This window comes from Pontibacter korlensis, from assembly GCF_000973725.1.
Taxonomy (GTDB): domain Bacteria; phylum Bacteroidota; class Bacteroidia; order Cytophagales; family Hymenobacteraceae; genus Pontibacter; species Pontibacter korlensis.
The window spans coordinates 3583161-3601259 of sequence record NZ_CP009621.1 but is presented as its reverse complement, the minus strand read 5'-3'; the positions used below and the strand labels follow the sequence as shown (position 1 = coordinate 3601259).

The window sequence follows — 18099 nt, the reverse complement described above, 5'->3', positions numbered from 1 at the left end:
GTACCTTAACAACTGTCATCAGCAGGAGGCTGTCCGGAAAGGGCAGCCTCTTTTGGTTTATCCGGTTGATTTTGTTTTTTAGGCGGCCAGCTGGAAAACGGCTCTTCTCGGGCTGAAAATGGTAGTCAGCTGGTCCAGCAGGCCGGTATGAGCCGCAGTTGGCTGTTTTAGCTGCTGGGAAAGGCCGGAGGTGCCCCTCTCCAGGGCCTGCCGGAAGGCTTTCACTCCCTTGCGGGCTATTTTGCGCAGGTTGTGGGCCATGGCCGCCAGGCCAAAGTCCACCTCGGCTTTGGCAAGTGTTCTCAATCTAAAGCGGGTGAAGCGGTTGTTGCTCTTCACCTGCCCGAACACAGCCTCGGGCTCAATGGCCCTTCGCTTGCGGTGGCGGATTCCCTCCTCACTCAAGAGCCGCTCCCGTGCCCGGGCCTTTAACTGGCGCAGGCGGTGGTTGACCTCGATCATGCGGTTGCCCCTGCCCTTGAAGCACTGCCCCCGCAGCGGGCAGCCCTCACACCGGCGGGCAGCATAGCGGGTGACAGAGGAGACATGACCTAACTCAGAAGTACGGGTGTACTGGCCCACCCGCTCCAGGCGCTGGCCCATGGGGCAGACAAAGAAGTCCTGCTGCTCATTGTAGTACAGGTGCTGGGCGGATGGAAGATGTCGTTCTTGAACTTGCGCTTCTGCTCTTGATGGAAGTAGCTGTACTTGACGTAGGCCTCTACCTGGTGCTCTTCGAGCCAGGCGTAGTTCTGCTCCGAGCCGTAGCCGGCGTCGGCCACCACTTCTTTTGACTGCCGCTGGTAATGGGCCTGGAACTGCTCCAGGTGCGGGATCAGCGTGGCCGTGTCGCCCGGGCGCTGGTGCAAAGAGAAATTGGTGATCAGCTGGCCCTCGGAGCTGATCTGCACGTTGTAGGCGGGCTTCAGCTGCCCGTTCTTCATGTGGTCTTCTTTCATCCGCATGAAAGTGGCATCCTCGTCTGTTTTGCTATAGCTGTTCCTCTCACCGAGCTTCTCTAGCTGCTCCTCGTATTTTTGTAGTCGCGGCAGGTGCTCTTTCTCCAGTTTCTCCACCTGCTTGCGGGCCTGCTTGTCCAGCTCAGCCACGCGCTCGTTGAGCTGGCGGATCTCCTCTTTCAGGCGCTGGGCGTCCACCTTCTCGGGCGGCTGCTCCTGAGGCGCTTTCCTGTCTTCTTTGATGGCCTGCTTGATGTCCGAGAGCACGGCCTTGATCTTTGTCTCCAGCTTTTGCTTGTTCTTCTCCACTGAGCCCCGCCACACGAAAGTATAGCGATTGGCGGCTGCCTCCAGCTTGGTGCCGTCCACGTACTGGGTCTCCAGGCTCACGTAGCCCAGGCGGTTTAAGAGGCGCACCAGCTCGGCAAACAAGTCCTGGATCTGGTTCTTGAGGCGGCGGGAGCGGAAGTCGTTGATGGTGCGGAAGTCGGGGGTGCTGCCGCCCGAGAGCCATATGAAGTGGATGTTCTCCTCCAATGCCCGGGCGATGCGGCGGCAGGAGTAGATGTTATTGAGGTAGGCGTAGAAGAGCACCTTGAGCAGCATGCGGGGGTGGTAGCTGCTGGTGCCCCCGCCCTTGTAGGTGGCCATAATGCGGTCGATGTTGAGCTCGTCCACCACCCGGTCCACGAGCCGCACCGGGTGGTCTTCCGGGATGCGGTCTCCGATGCGCTGGGGGAAGAGGACCACCTGGTGGCCCGGCTGCTCCTTGAAAACAACGTTGCGCCTTTTCATACTCCCTAAAATAGCAAAAGAGGAGAAAATGAAAAAGGGGCCGCCCTTTTTGGACAGCCCCCTTTTATTTTACATCTCAGCACAATATGAGCCCCTTGGTCACCACTCCACTACAACTGCTTATCACCTCCTGTTCCGTTCACTAAATAGTTGTGGGCAAATCCATACCACATATTGCACAGCATATGTTAAGATGGTACTTTTGGAAGTTAATTTTTAAAATACTATACATGAAACACATTTTTTACCTCTTCTTAATTTTATGTTCAACCCTTATAATGGCAGGATGTGGAGACTCAGACGCTGAAGATACCCCTGCACCTGAAGAGGAGGACCCGGAGTATAGCATAGAGCGTAGCTTTAAAACCCACTACGATATGATCGTGACCATCTCTGGTAGCAAGGGAGTAGTAGTGGACTTTGGCAAAAATGAGCTAGGCACAAACCCTTCTGTATTTAAACTGGGCGACTCTTATTTTAAGGATCTGGTTAAAGTTGGTAAGAACAAGTACCAGGGCAAAGTGGTAAAAAGCACAACAAGGTGGAGCAATTCAGAGCTAAACAATGTACTCCAATCTATAACTTATGTAGATACTGACATTGAGGTAGATGAAAGCGGCATTGATGTTTCTGCACCTAACAGCTGGGACATAATCTGGAATGTAGTTACGTCTCCAACAGGTGGCGGTACTCCGGGTGGATTTCCTGGGGGAGGCACAGGAACAAGCGCATGTCCTGTTGGTAAGTGGGCCACCCCTACTTGTAATGGTAACAAGAGCCTTATTTACTATTTCGGAGCTAATGGCGAAGGCTACTCCGAAAACCCAGATTGCAATGGGATTTGTACCTCTATGATTTTCCGTTTTAAGTATACTGTAAGTGGCAACAAGATCACGTACAATTTTACAAGCACCGATAATGTTACCTGCTATGGCAGCACCTCTAAACCTGCTGTTCCAACAGGCACGCACTCCATAACCTTTACCTGTACGGATAACGGAAATAAGCTAATTACCGAGTATGCCAATATTCAGACAGGAGCCAGAACTACTTCCACTTGGACTAAAGTACAGTAAGATTTGTTTATCGCTACACTCCCCCATCAGCTTTAGGCATAGAAAAGAGGCTTAATAACAAAGCATACATCACTTAAACAAAGCCTGTTTACTTTTGGTGAGCAGGCTTTGTTGTTTCTGCTGGTTTCGATTACAACCATTGTACCGACATAAAGCAAAGCCAATTACGATTAAATGCCAAAGAAAGCCCTGGCACTCATATCTTTGGCAGTATAAGCGTATGTGCAATTTTATCAGGCTCTTAAACGTAAGCTAACAGAAAGGGAGGGAGAAAGCCCTTCCCTTTCTCTTCATCTTAAAAGCCTGGACAGTACCTAGCGGCTGCCCCATCCGCAGGCATGAGTGAGTGTAGGCCCGGAAGATGAATGTTTTTTTTCCACTTAAGCCCCTTTCAGCTATGAAGAATTTACTCTGTCAGAACCTGGGCGCCGATGTGGGCAAAGACGCCCTGGATGTGGTGCGACATCCCTTCACTTTTGTTGGGTTTGATCTTACCCTATGTTCTACCGCCTGCACTTGCCGGCTGTTACCTTTGCTGCAGCAAACATGCCCTGCACCGGGATGTGAACGCAGCTAGTAATATAAGAAATAAGGCGGTCGGGCAGACCGTTTCAGCTTGGGAGATATACGGTCGCAGTAGCCAGGTAGCCCAAGAATCCAACCTGCTTTAGCGGTGGGAATGTCAATTAGCTGTACATGCACCAAAGTTCCACACAGCCTCCCCTTCGGAAAACTATCTGCAGCGCTTTCCGAGTGAAAGGCTAATCATTTTGCTAAAAACATCGTAAAGCAACACCCGAAAGCATATCCTTACACCCTTAAGAATAAAACAACATGAATTATGTTTTTCAGGACTGGGAGGCAAACAAAGGTAATTTGAAAGGTCGCCTGGTGATGGTGCTGTTTCGCCTTGCCCGTCCCGCTTCTAAAAGTAAATTACTTAGGATAATATGGCTTCCGTACCTAGCTTTTTACAAGCTGTTTGTAGAATGGTTTTTATGCATTGAGCTGCCCCACTGGACCACAGTAGGCAAGAACTTCTACCTGGGCCATGGCCATGCCTTGGTAGTAAATGGCTGCTCTGTTATAGGAAACAATTGCTTTATCAGGCACTCCACCACCATTGGCAATATCCGCAAAGAAGACGGCAGCTATTCAGGTTCACCCATTATCGGTGACAATGTAGAGATAGGCTCTAATGTGTGTATCATTGGCGAAGTACGAGTTGGAAACAATGTAAGGATCGGTGCAGGATCTGTTGTGGTAAAAGATATTCCGGACGACTCTATTGCTGTGGGAAACCCTGCCCGTGTGATCAAAACCCTAAGACCTGTTGACCAAGTGTTGCAACCTGAGCCGGAGGTGCTACTCTAAGCTGCTGAACAACCAAAGCCATAGCAATGTGGTACAACTGTAGTAATTATTTACCACAATTGCATCACAGAAGCTATGGAACAATACAACGAGCTAAACAAACAATACATCAACGGCGAATGGATAGACGGTAGCGAGGACAATTTTATTGAGAACCTGAACCCCTACGATGAATCACTGCTGAATAAATTTAAGGGTGCCAGCCAACAAGATGTGGACCGGGCATTTCAGGTAGCTAAGGATAAAAGCAAAGCCTGGGCCGACGAAAACCCAAACGTAAAGCGCGGCATCCTGCTTAAAGCCGCAAACCTGCTGCGGGAAAGACAAATGGAAGTAACAGATTGGCTTGTAAAAGAAGTTGGCAGCACTCAGTTGAAGGCTACTGTTGAAATAGACCAGACCTATGATATGCTGGTAGAAGCAGCTTCCTTCCCTACCCGCATGCGAGGTATGATTACACCTTCTACAGTGCCCGGGAAAGAAAACTATGTTTTCAGAAAGCCCCTTGGGGTTGTGGGAATAATCAGTCCCTGGAACTTCCCGTTATACTTGTCGATGCGCTCTGTAGCGCCTGCCATTGCTTTGGGTAACTGTATCGTTGTAAAGCCCGCTTCACAATCTCCGGTAACAGGTGGTACTTTACTGGCAAAGCTCTTCGAAGAGGCGGGCTTACCTGCCGGCGTGTTTAACGTCGTGGTTGGTAAATCCAGCGTAATCGGCGACTATTTTACAGGTCATCCCGCCTCTAAGCTAATATCATTTACCGGTTCTACTCCTGTAGGAAAAGGTATAGGCCGCATTGCTGGTGAAGGCTTAAAGAAATTGGCGCTGGAGCTGGGTGGTAATAATGCCTTCATCATACTCGACGATGCCGATGTAGACCGTGCAGTGGATGCTGCCATATTTGGCAGATTTATGCACCAGGCCCAGATCTGTATGTCCACCAACAGGATTCTGACACATGAAAGCCTGGCTGAGGAGTTTACACAGAAGTTTGTGGCTAAAGCTAAACAGCTTAAAACCGGTGACCCGCGCAACAAGGATACTATTGTAGGTCCTCTAATCGATAATAAAGCAGCGAAGCGCGTGGTAGACCTGGTACAGCGTACGATTGATGCCGGAGCCAAACTTGAAACTGGTGGAAAAGCTGACGGAAATGTAGTAGAGCCAACCGTTTTAACTGGCGTGACCAAAGACATGCCTATTTTTAAAGAGGAGGTATTTGGGCCCGCAGTGGGCATCATCACCTTCAAGAACGATGAGGAAGCTATTGAGCTGGCTAATGCAACAGAGTTTGGACTCAGCGGCGCACTACATACTCAGGATCTGCTCAGGGGGCTGCAGGTAGCTCGAAATGTAGAAACAGGTATGATACATATTAATGACCAGAGTGTGAACGATGAGCCACAAACGCCATTTGGTGGCGAAAAATCATCCGGTGTTGGTCGCTTCGGCGACGACTTTATAATAGATGAAATGACAACTGTGCAGTGGGTTAGTGTACAGGCAAAACCTAGAGACTACCCTACCGCTTAGATCATACAAAGAGACCTGCCTCGGTTTGAGGCAGGTCTTTTTGTATTCAGTTACATTATTATGTTAATAATAATATACTTTGTTCTTTAGAAAAATTACGAAGCAACCGTTGCAGCTAACATAAAATAAAGCCTCTCCAACTTATCATCAACGGGAAAGCTTTCGCCCAGACCTTACTAATCAGCTTTAGCTAGTACTTTCTCGTATGCTCGTCTTGGGCTTCCCCTAAAGTATACCTCTCCGCAATAGACATAGCCCAACTTTTCAAAAGTATTTATCATGGCCATATTATCAAAGTTAGTATCTGCTTTGATGCTGTAGATGTTGTTGCTGCGGGCAAAGTCTTCTATAAACCCGAAGATTTTTTTGGCCAAACCTTTCCCCAGGTGCTTTTCTGAAATAGCTACTCGATGAACTACTACAAAGTCATCATTCGTTAACCACTTCCCTTCTATCCTGGCATACTCAGGTTCGTCATTTATCATTACTGCGCTATAGCCAATAATTGTGTCTCCTTCGGTTAAGACAAAGCCAACTCCATCTTCAATGTCTTTTCTGACTGCTTCCGGGTTAGGATAGCCGTCTTGCCACTGGTTACTGCCATCCTCTTTTCTGCGAATTATGGCTTGCTGCAGAATTTCTCAAATTTGTGATTGCTCTGATAGAGTGGCTTACCTAAAATTGAATTCCATTGATTAAATATGAAAGGCCACAGAAGAACTGGTCGTGTGGCCTTGTTTAGTAAGCGCGGCGTTAAGCTTCTGTTTAGCCCAAAGGCTAAACAGAAGGGGCCAAAAATAAAAAGCGGAAACCGCATGGGCAACGCTCCGCTCTGATTACAAGAAAAAGAATTAAAAAACCTGATGATGGTGAAGTAAATAAAAGTTTACTTATTTGTGAGACACAATAAGATACTGGAAAAAGTACAGCTTTCGGACATTCAGTACATGGAAGGGATGCAGAACTACGTGCAGTTATATACGACCACCCGTAAATTAATTGTGCACCTGACCTTCAAAAGCCTGGAGCAAAGTTTGCCGGCACAGCAATATATCCGCTGCCACAAATCTTACATCATCAACCTGAACCATGTACAGGCACTGAGTTGTAAAAAAGTTATTGTTGGGGGCACATACTTACCTGTTGGCCGCAGTCAGCGCCAGGCACTTATGGAGCACATCGGCAGTAAACTGCTTTCCTGAGCAAGTATATTATGAAGTGGTGTAGCAACTTTCATCCTTGAAGTCGGTATAAAACCTGCTGCACTTCGTCCATAAAACGCTGCAGTACGTCAAATAACAAAAGCTACAAGCTTGGTAGTGCTTTCAGGGTGATAAGCACTGCCCTAACTTTGTAGCCCATAATAAACAAGTTCTTTACCCACAATGCTTTCTACGTTTTTTATACTTCTATTACTCCTGAATACCACCCTCATCGGCACACTGGAAAGTGTAGATTTGGAAACACTGCAGCTGATCAACAACAACAGGCTTACCACACTGGACATAATGCTGTATGGCATTACTGCAACGGCCTACTTTATCTGTGCCCTGGCTCCCGTTTTCCTGTACCTGATTGGCTATCTAAGAAAGGAAATCAGACTAAAACTGAAAGCCTGCCAGTGCATGTTTACTCTCGGCCTTACTACCGTATTAGTTGCCGCACTAAAGTATAGCATCGACCGTACCAGGCCTTTCATTTCCAGCGACATGGTAGAGCAGATCGCCAGTGCAGGCAGTCCATCTTTTCCCTCAGGGCACACAGCGCTAACTTTTGCCACTGCAACAGCCATTATACTTATGTTTAAGAACGCATTGCTGAGAGGGCTTGTTTTGACCTGGGCATTAGTGGTAGGATACTCCAGGTTAGCTTTGGGAGTGCACTACCCAAGCGATGTATTGGCCTCTGTTGTAATAGCTACAACCAGTGCAGCCGCTGCAAACTATATCTTTCTGCAGTACCAGAATCAACTATATCCTCTACTTATCTCAAAAAGAAACACATAATATCCTTACATTACCTGTGCAGAGCAGGCCTTTTCAAATGTTACTCAAATGTTACTCAAATGTTCTGAAGACATAAGGTAATTACCAGGCTTTGAGAAATATCCTGCTGGCTAAGGATAAAGCTCTTCAACACTTCAGCATCACTTAAAATGAAGAATACGAATTCGGCTACCCTTATGGAGCCTGAGAAAAAACATACTACGCCGCCTGCAGCGCGGGAGGCATTTACCAAGTACCAGGCCTTTGTTATCGCTGTACTAGCTATCCTCCAGTTCACCATCATCCTGGACTTTATGGTGCTGTCCCCGCTCGGGGCGCAGCTGATTCAGGAGCTATCGGTTACCCCACGACAGTTCGGTTGGGTGGTGTCTGCTTATGCTTTCAGTGCAGGTGCATCAGGCTTGTTGGCCGCTGGGTTTGCCGACAAATTTGACCGAAAGAAGTTGCTGCTTTTCTTCTATGCTGGCTTCACACTTGGCACCTTGTTCTGTGGGCTCGCCCCCGACTATGAATACCTTTTGATCGCCCGTATTGTAACCGGATTGTTCGGTGGCGTAATTGGCTCCATCTCTTTCGCAATCATCACAGATCTTTTTCCGATGCACATGCGCGGTCGTGTGATGGGCTTTGTGCAGATGGCTTTTGCTGTGAGCCAGGTGCTGGGAATTCCGCTGAGCCTTTACCTTGCCAGCGCCTGGGGCTGGCACTCCCCTTTTCTACTGATAGTGGGTATAAGTGTACTAGTAGGCGTGGCGATAGCTGTTGTGATGAAGCCTATAAAAGCACACCTGCAGCTGCAGTCGAACCGTAGTGCCTTTAGCCATTTGGCAGGTGTAGTGTCTACACCTCATTACCTGAAAGGCTTTGCCGCTATTACCTTACTTGCTACAGGAGGCTTTATGCTGATGCCTTTTGCCAGTGCGTTTACCGTCTACAACCTCGGTATAAGCTTGGATGATCTGCCTATGATCTACATGGTAACCGGTGTATGCGCCATGGTAGCCGGTCCTGTGGCTGGCAAGCTGAGCGATCAGTTTGGGAAGTATAAACTGTTTGTGTGGGGCTCAGTGCTGTCGATAGTAGTAATTGCCATATACTGTAACCTGGGTATTACTCCGCTTTGGCTGGTATTAGTAATCAATGTCTTCATGTTTATAGGCGTTACTTCTCGCATGGTAGCTGGCTCTGCTCTTATGACAGCCATACCGGAGCCAGCAGACCGTGGTGCTTACATGAGCATACAGTCTTCAGTACAACAAATTTCAGGTGGACTTGCTTCTGCTTTGGCTGGGGTGATTGTAGTACAAACCAGCAGCGGTAAGCTGGAGCATTATGATATACTTGGTTATGTAGTTGTGCTAGCCACCGTTATCACCATCGGCATGATGTACATTATAGACAAAGCTGTGAAACAAAAGGAAAGGCTTGCTACTGCCGCAGCCGCTGAAGCAGATGTTTAGCCGGAATTCGATCCTGTAATTTGTAAAGCGTATTAGTCAGCAGCTACATAAGTATAAATCAAGTAGCTGCTGAATTATTCTTAACTCCTATACTTTCAGGGTGACTTCAATGTCTTTTATTCTCGCTCAAAAGGCTGCGGGACTTCACCATCCTGATAAATTCTGCTCTATACCTTTCTTTATCTGCCCCCTGTGCTCCTTGAGCTAGTTCGAGCACCTGTGCATAGGTAGCAATACCCTTGAACTCAGAATTTCGAAGCAGCATACCAAAGGCAGCTACTGCAGCAGAGAATCTAAAATTATCAGAGCTTGCGCTCTCTACTATCGGCTTACTCGACACTGTAGAAGTAATAAGTTTACTGGCCCCTCCTTCTGGTGATTTATAGCGCAGCTTTAGTGTCAGAAGCTCATCAGAGGCAGCGGCGTTTTTATTCAGCTCTACATCCTGGTATTTCAAGTCATCTACTGTACCGACAGCCGTTGTAGTGCCTTTGGCACTGGCAGGCACAATCTCGTATAGTGCGGTTACTGTATGCCCCGAGCCCAGCTCACCAGCATCTTTTTTATCGTCGTTAAAGTCCTCTGCCTGCAGCGTGCGGTTTTCATAACCGATCAAGCGATAGGCTTTTACATGTACTGGATTAAATTCCAGCTGCAGTTTTACGTCTTTGGCAATGGTAAAAAGTGTGCCGCCAAACTCATTTACAAACACTTTCTTTGCCTCCAGTATATTATCTACATAGGCATAATTTCCGTTGCCCTTGTCCGCTAGTTGTTCCATGCGTGAGTCCTTTAGATTGCCAGTGCCAAATCCCAGCACGGTCAGGGCAATACCTGTCTCGCGTTTTTTCTCGATCAGGCGTTCCAACTCACTGTCGCTGCTTACACCCACATTAAAATCCCCGTCTGTGGCAAGTATAACCCTGTTGTTACCTCCATCCATATACTGCTCCTGCGCCACTTTGTAGGCCAGGTTTATACCTGCACCTCCTGCCGTAGAGCCACCAGCCTCCAGCATCTCGATGGCTTCCATTATTTTGTCTTTGCTGTTTCCTGTGGTGGGTGGTAATACCAGTCCTGCTGCGCCTGCATATACTACAATGGCTACTTTATCCTGCGGCCGCAGCTGGTCTACAAGCAGTTTGAAGCCAGCCTTCACAAGGGGAAGCTTTTCAGGCATGCTCATGGAGCCAGACACATCAATCAGGAATACTAGGTTAGAGGGCGGCAGATTATCAGTAGGAATATCCTTACCCTGCAACCCGATGTGCAGCAGTTGGTTTTCCCTGTTCCAGGGACAAACAGAGAGCTCTGTTGTAACAGAAAAAGGCGCATCACCTGTCGGCTGCAGATAATCATAACTGAAGTAGTTGACCATTTCCTCTATGCGGACTGCATCCACTGGCGGAAGCTGCCCATTGCTCAGGTAGCGACGCACGTTGCTGTAGGAAGCTTTATCAACGTCGATTGAGAAGGTAGAAAGCGGGTTCTTCTTCGCACTCTGGAAGGTACTTTCCTGAATGTAATTATAGTTTTCAGTATTATGTGGCAACATTACCTCGTTATACAAAACAGCTGCCGTATGCTTTTGCACCTGTACCCCTGTCACCTTTCCTTCCAAAGCGGAGTTGCCACGGATACTTATTTTCCGTTGCTGTCCATAGCCTGTAACAACAACCTCCTCCAGCGCTTTGGTATCTGGCTTTAAAAGCACATCTATTACCTGCTGTTTCCCTACTTTAATCTCTTCCCGCTCATAGCCTATAAACGAGAAGATAAGTATAGCCTTTTCATTCGGTATGCTTATACTATACTTCCCGTACTGATCTGTAGCTGCTCCTTTATTTGTTCCTTTTAGCACTACCGATACCCCTGGCAGCACCTTATCCGAGCCTGCATCACGAACAGTTCCGGTAATGACTCTTTCCTGTGCCTCGGCACGCAGCCCCGCAAACAGGAGGACCAACAGCAATGTGTAAATTATTCTTTTCATGGCTTTATGTTTATCCGTTTCCTTTATGATGCAGCGCATCCACTTATTCCATAAAAAGAATCCGATTTTTTTATGCTTATTTTTTCCTTTCTTTAAGAAACAGATGTTTCACCATGTTCCCCATTTTCCTAAAGCTGTTTTCTAACCCAAAGCCACCCCCGGATGACCTGGAGCTGGTGCGCCGTTACAGGCAAACGGGAGACATGGCACACTTAGGAGAGCTCTTTCAGCGGCATACGGAGATGGTGTACCTGGTATGCCTGAAATACCTAAGGGATGAGGAGGAAAGCAAAGACACTACCATGCAGCTGTTTGAGCAGCTGGCAACTACCCTCCTAAAGCACGAGATCTCCAATTTTAAAAGCTGGCTACACGTTACTGCAAAGAATTACTGTCTGATGCAGCTGCGGGCTAACAAGGAGCAGGAAAAAGTTAAGCTGGAAGAATTAGACCTGCCTCTTATGGAAAATACCTCTCTGCTTCATCTTATAGAGGCAGAGACTCATGAACAGGACGAATTAGCTGTAACCGAAGGCTTGAAAACCTTGCCTCCCGAGCAGCGGCAGTGCCTGGAGTTATTTTACCTGCAAGAAAAGAGTTATAAAGAAATTGCCACTCTTACTGGCTGCGAGCTTAGCAAAGTGAAGAGCTATATACAGAACGGAAAGAGAAACCTGAAGATTTACATGGAGAAAAACCATGCCGCTAGATAAGCTAAACATATTGACTGAGGAAGGTGGTCACCCTTCGCTGGAACTGTTGCGGCAGTACCATGAAGATGCATTGGCACACTCTCAAAGCCATCAGGTCGAGAAGCACCTGCTGCACTGCGACCTGTGCAGCGATATCTTAGAGGGTATGGCCATGTCTGAGGCAGAAAGCACGAAGGCTGCCGTAGCGGATATTCATGTTCGCCTGGATGCAAAGCTAAACCAGGAAAAAAAGCGCAGCGGTGTTCCAGCTTGGCAAATAGCTGCTGCAGTACTGCTAATGATTTGTACTGCTTCTGTCGTACTTTTCTACAACTACAGAAATCTACAGCAGGAACAAAACATAGTTTCCACAGGTCAGGAAATAAATAAGGCTATGGTGTCTCCACAGCCTCCTTCAGCCCCAAGTATAGGAGCAGTAGACTCGGTTAAACTACCTGACACGCTAAGTATAGCGATTGCAATGCCTTCCGAAAAGAAGCTGAAGCGCGCTGTACCTGTGGTTGTACATGATTCAGCGGATGAAACAGCAATAGTATGTGATTTACCGGCAGAAGACCTGGTTTTCGAGGATGAAGAAGAAATTCATAAACAGACTCAGGAAATACTTGCAGGTATTGATGCACCATCTCCATCACGTTCAACTCCTACTGCCGTATCCGATCCTTTCGTGACAGAGGCAGCTCCTGTGAGGTTAAATAGCCTTGCTGAAACAGCGCCGGAGAGCACGAATGTATCCATGGCCCTGCAAGGCAAAGCAGCGGGAATTACTATCAGGGGTATGAGCACCTTGAAAAAAGGGGCCAATGCCAATGTAGTACAAGGCCGGGTATTGTCAGAAGATGGGCAGCCACTGCCAGGAGTAGCCGTGCGGATAAAAGGCACTAATACAGGCACAGTAACTGACGGGAATGGCACTTATACTTTGCCTCTAACAGGAGGAAAACCAACACTCCTCTTCAGCTTTATCGGATACGAAACAGCAGAAAAAGGTATTGCCGCATACAATGTCCCTGTTGAAGTAACCATGACTCCCGATAACAAAGCACTTAGCGAGGTAGTAGTAACTGGATATGGTGTATCAAAATCAGGCAAAGCTCCAACTGTAGTATCTGCTAAACCTGCTATGGGCTGGAAATCTTACAATAAGTATCTGCGAGAAAACCTACGTGTGCCAGCTAACAGTGAATTCAAAAAAGGTACAGTAAAGGTTGGCTTCACGGTTAAAGCCTCTGGCGGCATTAGCCAGGTGCGCGTACTAAAAAGCCTCTGCGCCGCTTGCGACACAGAGGCCATAAGATTGGTAACAGAAGGACCAGCCTGGACACCTGCTACGCAGGGAGGCTTGCCTGTAGAGCAGCAGGTGAAGGTCTCGGTGCGGTTTCGAAGATAGGCTTTAGGCAGAGTTGCGCTCAGCGTTGATGATACCGAACGAACAACGCACTACCAGCTTTTCGTACACCTGCTTGGCCTGCGCATCCTGTTCCTGCTCTTCGATGTTCCGGATATTGGCTAATGCATACTGCTGTATTGTTATCAGTGGTAATTCAATACGCTGACGCATGTTGATAGACAGCTCGTCCAGCGGCTTGTCTGCCATTAGCCTGTCGGCATCGGCCAGCATCAGCACATACTTCCTGGTGCGCTCAAATTCTTCGTAAATCAATTTCCACAATTGGCCATACTTCGGGTGATCCGCCAGGTAGGCAGTTACCGGGAAGAAGCACTTCTTCATAGCCATCTCGCAATTATCCAGCAGGGTTTTGAAGAAAAGTGAGCTCTTGTAAAGCTGCTGCAGCTTTGGCCAGTCACCTTTTTCATACAGAGCCTCCAACGCTTTGCCCACACCATAGTAGCCTGGCAAGTTCTGCTTTAGTTGGCTCCAGGAGCCTACATATGGCACAGCGCGCAGATCATCCAGGTTCAGTTTTCCGGCCTTACGTTTAGACGGACGGCTACCAATGTTGGCTTCGCCATAGTACCGCAGCGGGCTTACATAATTAAGATACTCCAGGAAATCCGGGTGGTTCTTCAGCTCCGTGTAAGCCTCAAAGCTTACCTCTGCCAGTTCCTGGACCAGTAGGTCTTCTTCTTCGGTTATGGTTGACTTTTTACGGTTGAACAAAGTGTTACTGATGCCCGCGAACATCATCTGCTCCAGGTTAAACTGAGCCGCGTCAACAGAGCCGAAATTAGAGCTTACCGTCTGCCCTTGTATCGTTAGCTGAATTTCCTTGTTCGCAATATTGCTGCCCATAGAGGCATAGAACTGTTGCGTTTTACCTCCTCCGCGTGCCGGTGGGCCTCCCCTGCCATCAAAGAAAATTACTTCTACCCCATACTCCCGGCTTACCTGGGTTAGTGCTTCTTTTGCTTTATAGATACTCCAGTTTGCCATTAGGTACCCACCATCTTTAGTGCCATCAGAGAAGCCTAACATGATCGTCTGCGTATTATCACGGCGGCTTAAGTGTTCTCTGTATGCCTTGTTCTCATACAGTTCGCGCATTACGTCTGCTGCATTGCGCAGGTCAGTAATCGTTTCGAAGAGCGGTACGATGTCAACACTTACCTCTTCCGCTTGCCAGCCACCCAGCCTAAAAAGGGTGTATACTTCCTGCACATTCAGGGCACTTGTGCAGTGGCTGATGATGTAGCGATGGCAACCTTCTTCACCGTTAAGCTCCTGTATGGTTTTGATAGCGGCAACAGTGCGCATTGTATCCTGCAGCAGCTCATCGTTTTCAAATATCTCAGGCTCTATACTTTGCTGTACTTCTGCCAGAGCGCTTATCTTTTGCCCATCTGATAATTGACTGTAATCACTCGGCAGCAGGTCTGTCAACAGGGCCAGCTCCTCATAAAGATGCATGTGCACCGAAGAGTCCTGTCGTATGTCCAGCGAAGCGAAGAACAAGCCGAAAAGCTCAACCTTCGTAATCAATGCCTCGACTTGGCCCAGGAATAAGCTATTATGCTCCTCGATCAGGAGGCGCTTGATCTCATTTAGCACATCAAGAATATCTTCCTGCTTCAGGTCCAGGGTGTGCTCAGGCACAAACAAATGGTTATACAGTCTGCTTTCCAAATCCCTTACAATACCTTCAACGCCCTTGAAAGTAAGACGGCGCTTTAACCGGCGCACATCTTCGTAATAGGCTTTCAGAATCGCTCCCCTTAAGGCATCAGCCACCTGTAGTGTGGTGTCTGCCTTCACAAAAGGATTGCCATCTCTGTCCCCTCCAGGCCAGAAACCCATCCTGATCATCTTAGAGGCCACGCGAACGGCATCCGGGAACTGACCAGCCAGGTAAGAAATAACATTGCCAGCGGCACGGTAAAAGACATTCTCCAGGAACCAGATAAGGCTGACCGCCTCTTCGTATGGGGTGGGCTTCTCCTTTTTGAAGAAAGGCGTTTTACCTAACTGCCTCAGGTAAGAGTGTACCAGAGAGGTATTATCTACCTCCAAAGCTTCAGAAAGATCGTTGATGATACCCAATACATTGCTCGGATAAAACTGAGTAGGATGCGCTGTCAGCACCATCCGTACGGCAAAGTCTTTCAACTTATCGGCTAACTGCTCCTGCGCTTTCTCCTGAATAACCGAAGCGCTCAGCTGCTTTATGGTCCCCACTCCATGCATGTCATGGGTATCGCGGAAAGCAGCTTCTTCTAAGGCATCAAACAGTACTACCTGGCGTTCTGCATATTGTACAAAACGGAATAACAGGTCATGCTGCTCCTGCTCTGTACGATAGTTAGTATACTGTTCAAAGAAGCTACGTATTATCTCACTTGGGCTCAACTGCCGCTGAAATCCTTCTTCACAATGCAACACAAGCAGCGAGAGCATAACGCCGGTTTTCTCCACCCGGTGGAAAGGAAGAGAAGAAAATAAACTGTTGTACATCTCATACCGCGTACCAACCAGGTTGCGGAATGCTTCCAGTGTGGTATCGGTTCGCATAGTAGTAGGAATGGTCATAGGCTCTCGTAAATTGATATATTCATTTTAATATAGGCAAAATGTTGCAGACAATGCAAGGTTACCAGACATTTACTCTAAAACTCGCAGTGAGCGTTGCAACATTGATCCCTGAAAGCACCTCTAAATCATACTCTCACTTCCGGGGTGTACACTTACGCAAGCCTGGTCGCTGTAGCGTCTCCAGTGCTATATGCAGACAATCACGGAGGCTATCAGCGCTTGTTACTTCACCCGGAAAATATATTTTACTTATATTTATTGCCTAAAAACGATTGAACATGCTAAAAGGCTTAATAATATCTCTAACCGTTACAACGGGCTATTTATTCACCACTGCTCCTACTACACAACCTGACTCCCTGGCTGAAAGCTTGAAAAGGGGCAAGCAAGTATACGCAGCGAACTGCCAGAGTTGCCATATGGAGACAGGAGAAGGTGTACCTGGTGTATTCCCGCCACTTGCTAAATCAGAGAACCTGATGAAAGACCCAAAGAGGGCCATCAATGCTGTGGTACATGGGGTATCTGGTGAGATTACAGTAAATGGGCAGAAGTATAACATGGATATGCCGGCCCAAAGCCACCTGTCTGATGAGGAAGTTGCTGACGTAGTAAATTACATCCAGAATAACTGGGGCAATAAAGCCAAAGCGGTAACTCCTGCCCAGGTAAAAGCAGCACGCAAACAGCAATAATTTAGACCTACAAACCACAGCAGGCGTGCACAGTTAGTGAGCGTCTGCTGAAACACTTGATCATGCAGCACTGGGAGCTACTGTTTTTCTTTTTTGTAATAGCTTTTGTGTATGCTTCTGTAGGCTTTGGTGGTGGCTCCAGCTATCTTGCAATTCTGGCCTTATACACGCTGCCCTTTAAGGAGATCAGGTTAATTGCGCTGATTTGCAATATCATCGTGGTAACCGGAGGAACTATCCTTTTCATCCGGAACAACCATATAAACTGGAAAAAGGTTATTCCCCTGGTGCTGGTAAGTATTCCAATGGCCTTTCTGGGTGCGAGGGTCAGGATTGAACAGCATACTTTCTATGTGCTATTAGGGTGCAGCCTGATTGCAGCAGCCGTATTGATGTGGGCAAAGAAGAGGGCCAATTACGAAAGTATAGCACCTGGTGAGGAGCAGAAAAGCTATACCAGAGACGGACTTTTAGGTGGGATTATAGGCTTTTTATCTGGCATGTTGGGAATTGGGGGCGGCATCTTTCTCTCCCCTATCTTAAACCTGACAAAGTGGGACACAGCTAAAAGGATTGCTGCCACAGCAAGTATTTTTATACTTGTAAACTCATTGGCTGGCATTGCAGGGCAACTTTCTCAACTCCTGCCCGCTATAGACTACACCCGCATTTTGCTACTGGGCATGGCCGTGTTGGCCGGAGGGCAGTTAGGCTCCCGCGTAGCTATTGTAAAATTTAACCCGCTGCTGATCCGTCGAATCACGGCAGCACTCATTTTTGTGGCAGGAGTTGAAGTGCTTTACAAACACCTGCCCTGGATTAATTAGATTACCATGAAGATAAACGTATTGGCATTCGGTATCGCTAAGGACATTTTTGGTGGGGCTGCAACAGATGTAGAGCTAGCAGAAAAGGCCACCGTTACCGAACTACGCACTTCGCTTGAGGCGCAATACCCACGGCTAAAACAGCTGGCCTCGTATATGGTTGCTGTTAACAACGAATATGCCACTGCTGATGCCGTGCTGCAGCAGCGCGATGAAGTGGCTATTATTCCACCGGTAAGCGGCGGTTAAGTATCTGGCGATGATAGATATCAAATTAACGGAAGAGCAACTCGACATACCTGCCTCTATCAACTGGGTAATGGCACCAGACTGTGGCGGCATTGATGTTTTTATCGGTACAGTACGTAATGCCACCAAAGGCAAGAGAGTGCTGCACCTGGAGTTTGAAGCCTACAGACAAATGGCACTGAACGAGATGCAGAAAATTACAGACCAGGCGATGGAAAAATGGCCGGTGCAGAAAGTGCTTCTACATCACAGGACAGGCGTGCTGGAAGTAGGTGAAGTACCCGTTGTAATTGCTGTAGCAGCTGCACACAGAGATGCGGCTTTTGATGCCTGCCGCTACATTATCGATACCTTAAAACAAACTGTACCCATCTGGAAGAGAGAGATTTTCGAAGATGGAGAAGTTTGGGTGGCTGCCCACCCTTAAG

General features: G+C 47.8%; 16 protein-coding genes and 1 pseudogene. 13 read left to right on the top strand and 4 right to left on the bottom strand.

What is annotated here, in order from left to right; genetic code table 11:
- Positions 1 to 228: 228 nt before the first annotated feature.
- A pseudogene (locus PKOR_RS15420) lies at positions 229 to 1754 on the bottom strand (IS1182 family transposase); the annotation flags it as partial.
- 278 nt (positions 1755 to 2032) lie between these two features.
- Here PKOR_RS15420 and PKOR_RS15415 point away from each other — a divergent pair.
- The 4 genes from PKOR_RS15415 (at position 2033) to PKOR_RS15405 (ending at position 5740) form a co-directional block, all read left to right on the top strand.
- A complete protein-coding gene (locus PKOR_RS15415) occupies positions 2033 to 2830 on the top strand; it encodes a hypothetical protein (RefSeq protein WP_046311890.1) in 798 nt (265 codons plus the stop codon).
- 397 nt (positions 2831 to 3227) lie between these two features.
- Complete coding sequence (locus tag PKOR_RS24790) at positions 3228 to 3407, top strand: hypothetical protein (RefSeq protein ID WP_148561706.1); 180 nt, start codon at positions 3228 to 3230, stop codon at positions 3405 to 3407.
- A gap of 257 nt (positions 3408 to 3664) precedes the next feature.
- A complete protein-coding gene (locus PKOR_RS15410) occupies positions 3665 to 4204 on the top strand; it encodes a serine acetyltransferase (RefSeq protein WP_046311887.1) in 540 nt (179 codons plus the stop codon).
- 75 nt (positions 4205 to 4279) lie between these two features.
- Complete coding sequence (locus tag PKOR_RS15405; RefSeq protein ID WP_046311885.1) at positions 4280 to 5740, top strand: aldehyde dehydrogenase family protein; 1461 nt, start codon at positions 4280 to 4282, stop codon at positions 5738 to 5740.
- A 176-nt stretch (positions 5741 to 5916) separates the two neighbouring features.
- Here the strand turns inward: PKOR_RS15405 and PKOR_RS15400 are convergent, their stop codons facing one another.
- Entirely contained in the window at positions 5917 to 6360 is a 444-nt protein-coding gene (locus PKOR_RS15400) for a GNAT family N-acetyltransferase (RefSeq protein ID WP_262501873.1), read from the bottom strand.
- Positions 6361 to 6636: 276 nt separating this feature from the next.
- Between PKOR_RS15400 and PKOR_RS15395 the strand changes: the two genes are divergently transcribed.
- The 3 genes from PKOR_RS15395 (at position 6637) to PKOR_RS15385 (ending at position 9206) form a co-directional block, all read left to right on the top strand.
- Positions 6637 to 6942, top strand: coding sequence for a LytR/AlgR family response regulator transcription factor (locus PKOR_RS15395; protein ID WP_052738887.1), 306 nt, complete (start codon positions 6637 to 6639; stop codon positions 6940 to 6942).
- Positions 6943 to 7125: 183 nt separating this feature from the next.
- Positions 7126 to 7746 (top strand): phosphatase PAP2 family protein, encoded by a 621-nt coding sequence (locus tag PKOR_RS23585; protein ID WP_052738886.1) that lies wholly within the window; start codon positions 7126 to 7128, stop codon positions 7744 to 7746.
- A 149-nt stretch (positions 7747 to 7895) separates the two neighbouring features.
- Positions 7896 to 9206, top strand: coding sequence for an MFS transporter (locus PKOR_RS15385; protein WP_235336542.1), 1311 nt, complete (start codon positions 7896 to 7898; stop codon positions 9204 to 9206).
- A 106-nt stretch (positions 9207 to 9312) separates the two neighbouring features.
- On the opposite strand, the gene PKOR_RS15380 is transcribed toward PKOR_RS15385, so the two are convergent.
- Positions 9313 to 11199, bottom strand: a complete 1887-nt coding sequence (locus tag PKOR_RS15380) for a vWA domain-containing protein (protein WP_046314554.1) — start codon at positions 11197 to 11199, stop codon at positions 9313 to 9315.
- Positions 11200 to 11312: 113 nt separating this feature from the next.
- Between PKOR_RS15380 and PKOR_RS15375 the strand changes: the two genes are divergently transcribed.
- Positions 11313 to 11912: an RNA polymerase sigma factor gene (locus PKOR_RS15375; protein WP_200897377.1), complete on the top strand. Its 600-nt coding sequence runs from the start codon at positions 11313 to 11315 to the stop codon at positions 11910 to 11912.
- Positions 11899 to 13302: a carboxypeptidase-like regulatory domain-containing protein gene (locus PKOR_RS15370; protein ID WP_046311883.1), complete on the top strand. Its 1404-nt coding sequence runs from the start codon at positions 11899 to 11901 to the stop codon at positions 13300 to 13302. The genes PKOR_RS15375 and PKOR_RS15370 overlap by 14 nt, the downstream gene beginning before the upstream one ends.
- Positions 13303 to 13305: 3 nt before the next feature.
- Here PKOR_RS15370 and PKOR_RS15365 read toward each other — a convergent pair whose 3' ends face one another.
- Entirely contained in the window at positions 13306 to 15879 is a 2574-nt protein-coding gene (locus tag PKOR_RS15365) for a phosphoenolpyruvate carboxylase (protein ID WP_046314552.1), read from the bottom strand.
- Positions 15880 to 16178: 299 nt separating this feature from the next.
- Between PKOR_RS15365 and PKOR_RS15360 the strand changes: the two genes are divergently transcribed.
- The 4 genes from PKOR_RS15360 to PKOR_RS15345 all read left to right on the top strand — a co-directional run bounded on the left by PKOR_RS15360 (position 16179) and on the right by PKOR_RS15345 (position 18098).
- Positions 16179 to 16595, top strand: a complete 417-nt coding sequence (locus PKOR_RS15360; protein WP_046311882.1) for a c-type cytochrome — start codon at positions 16179 to 16181, stop codon at positions 16593 to 16595.
- Between the two features lie 62 nt (positions 16596 to 16657).
- Positions 16658 to 17422, top strand: coding sequence for a sulfite exporter TauE/SafE family protein (locus PKOR_RS15355; protein ID WP_046311881.1), 765 nt, complete (start codon positions 16658 to 16660; stop codon positions 17420 to 17422).
- Positions 17423 to 17428: 6 nt separating this feature from the next.
- Positions 17429 to 17671, top strand: coding sequence for a molybdopterin converting factor subunit 1 (moaD, locus tag PKOR_RS15350; RefSeq protein WP_046311879.1), 243 nt, complete (start codon positions 17429 to 17431; stop codon positions 17669 to 17671).
- Between the two features lie 10 nt (positions 17672 to 17681).
- Positions 17682 to 18098, top strand: coding sequence for a molybdenum cofactor biosynthesis protein MoaE (locus PKOR_RS15345; RefSeq protein ID WP_046311878.1), 417 nt, complete (start codon positions 17682 to 17684; stop codon positions 18096 to 18098).
- Position 18099: the final 1 nt, after the last annotated feature.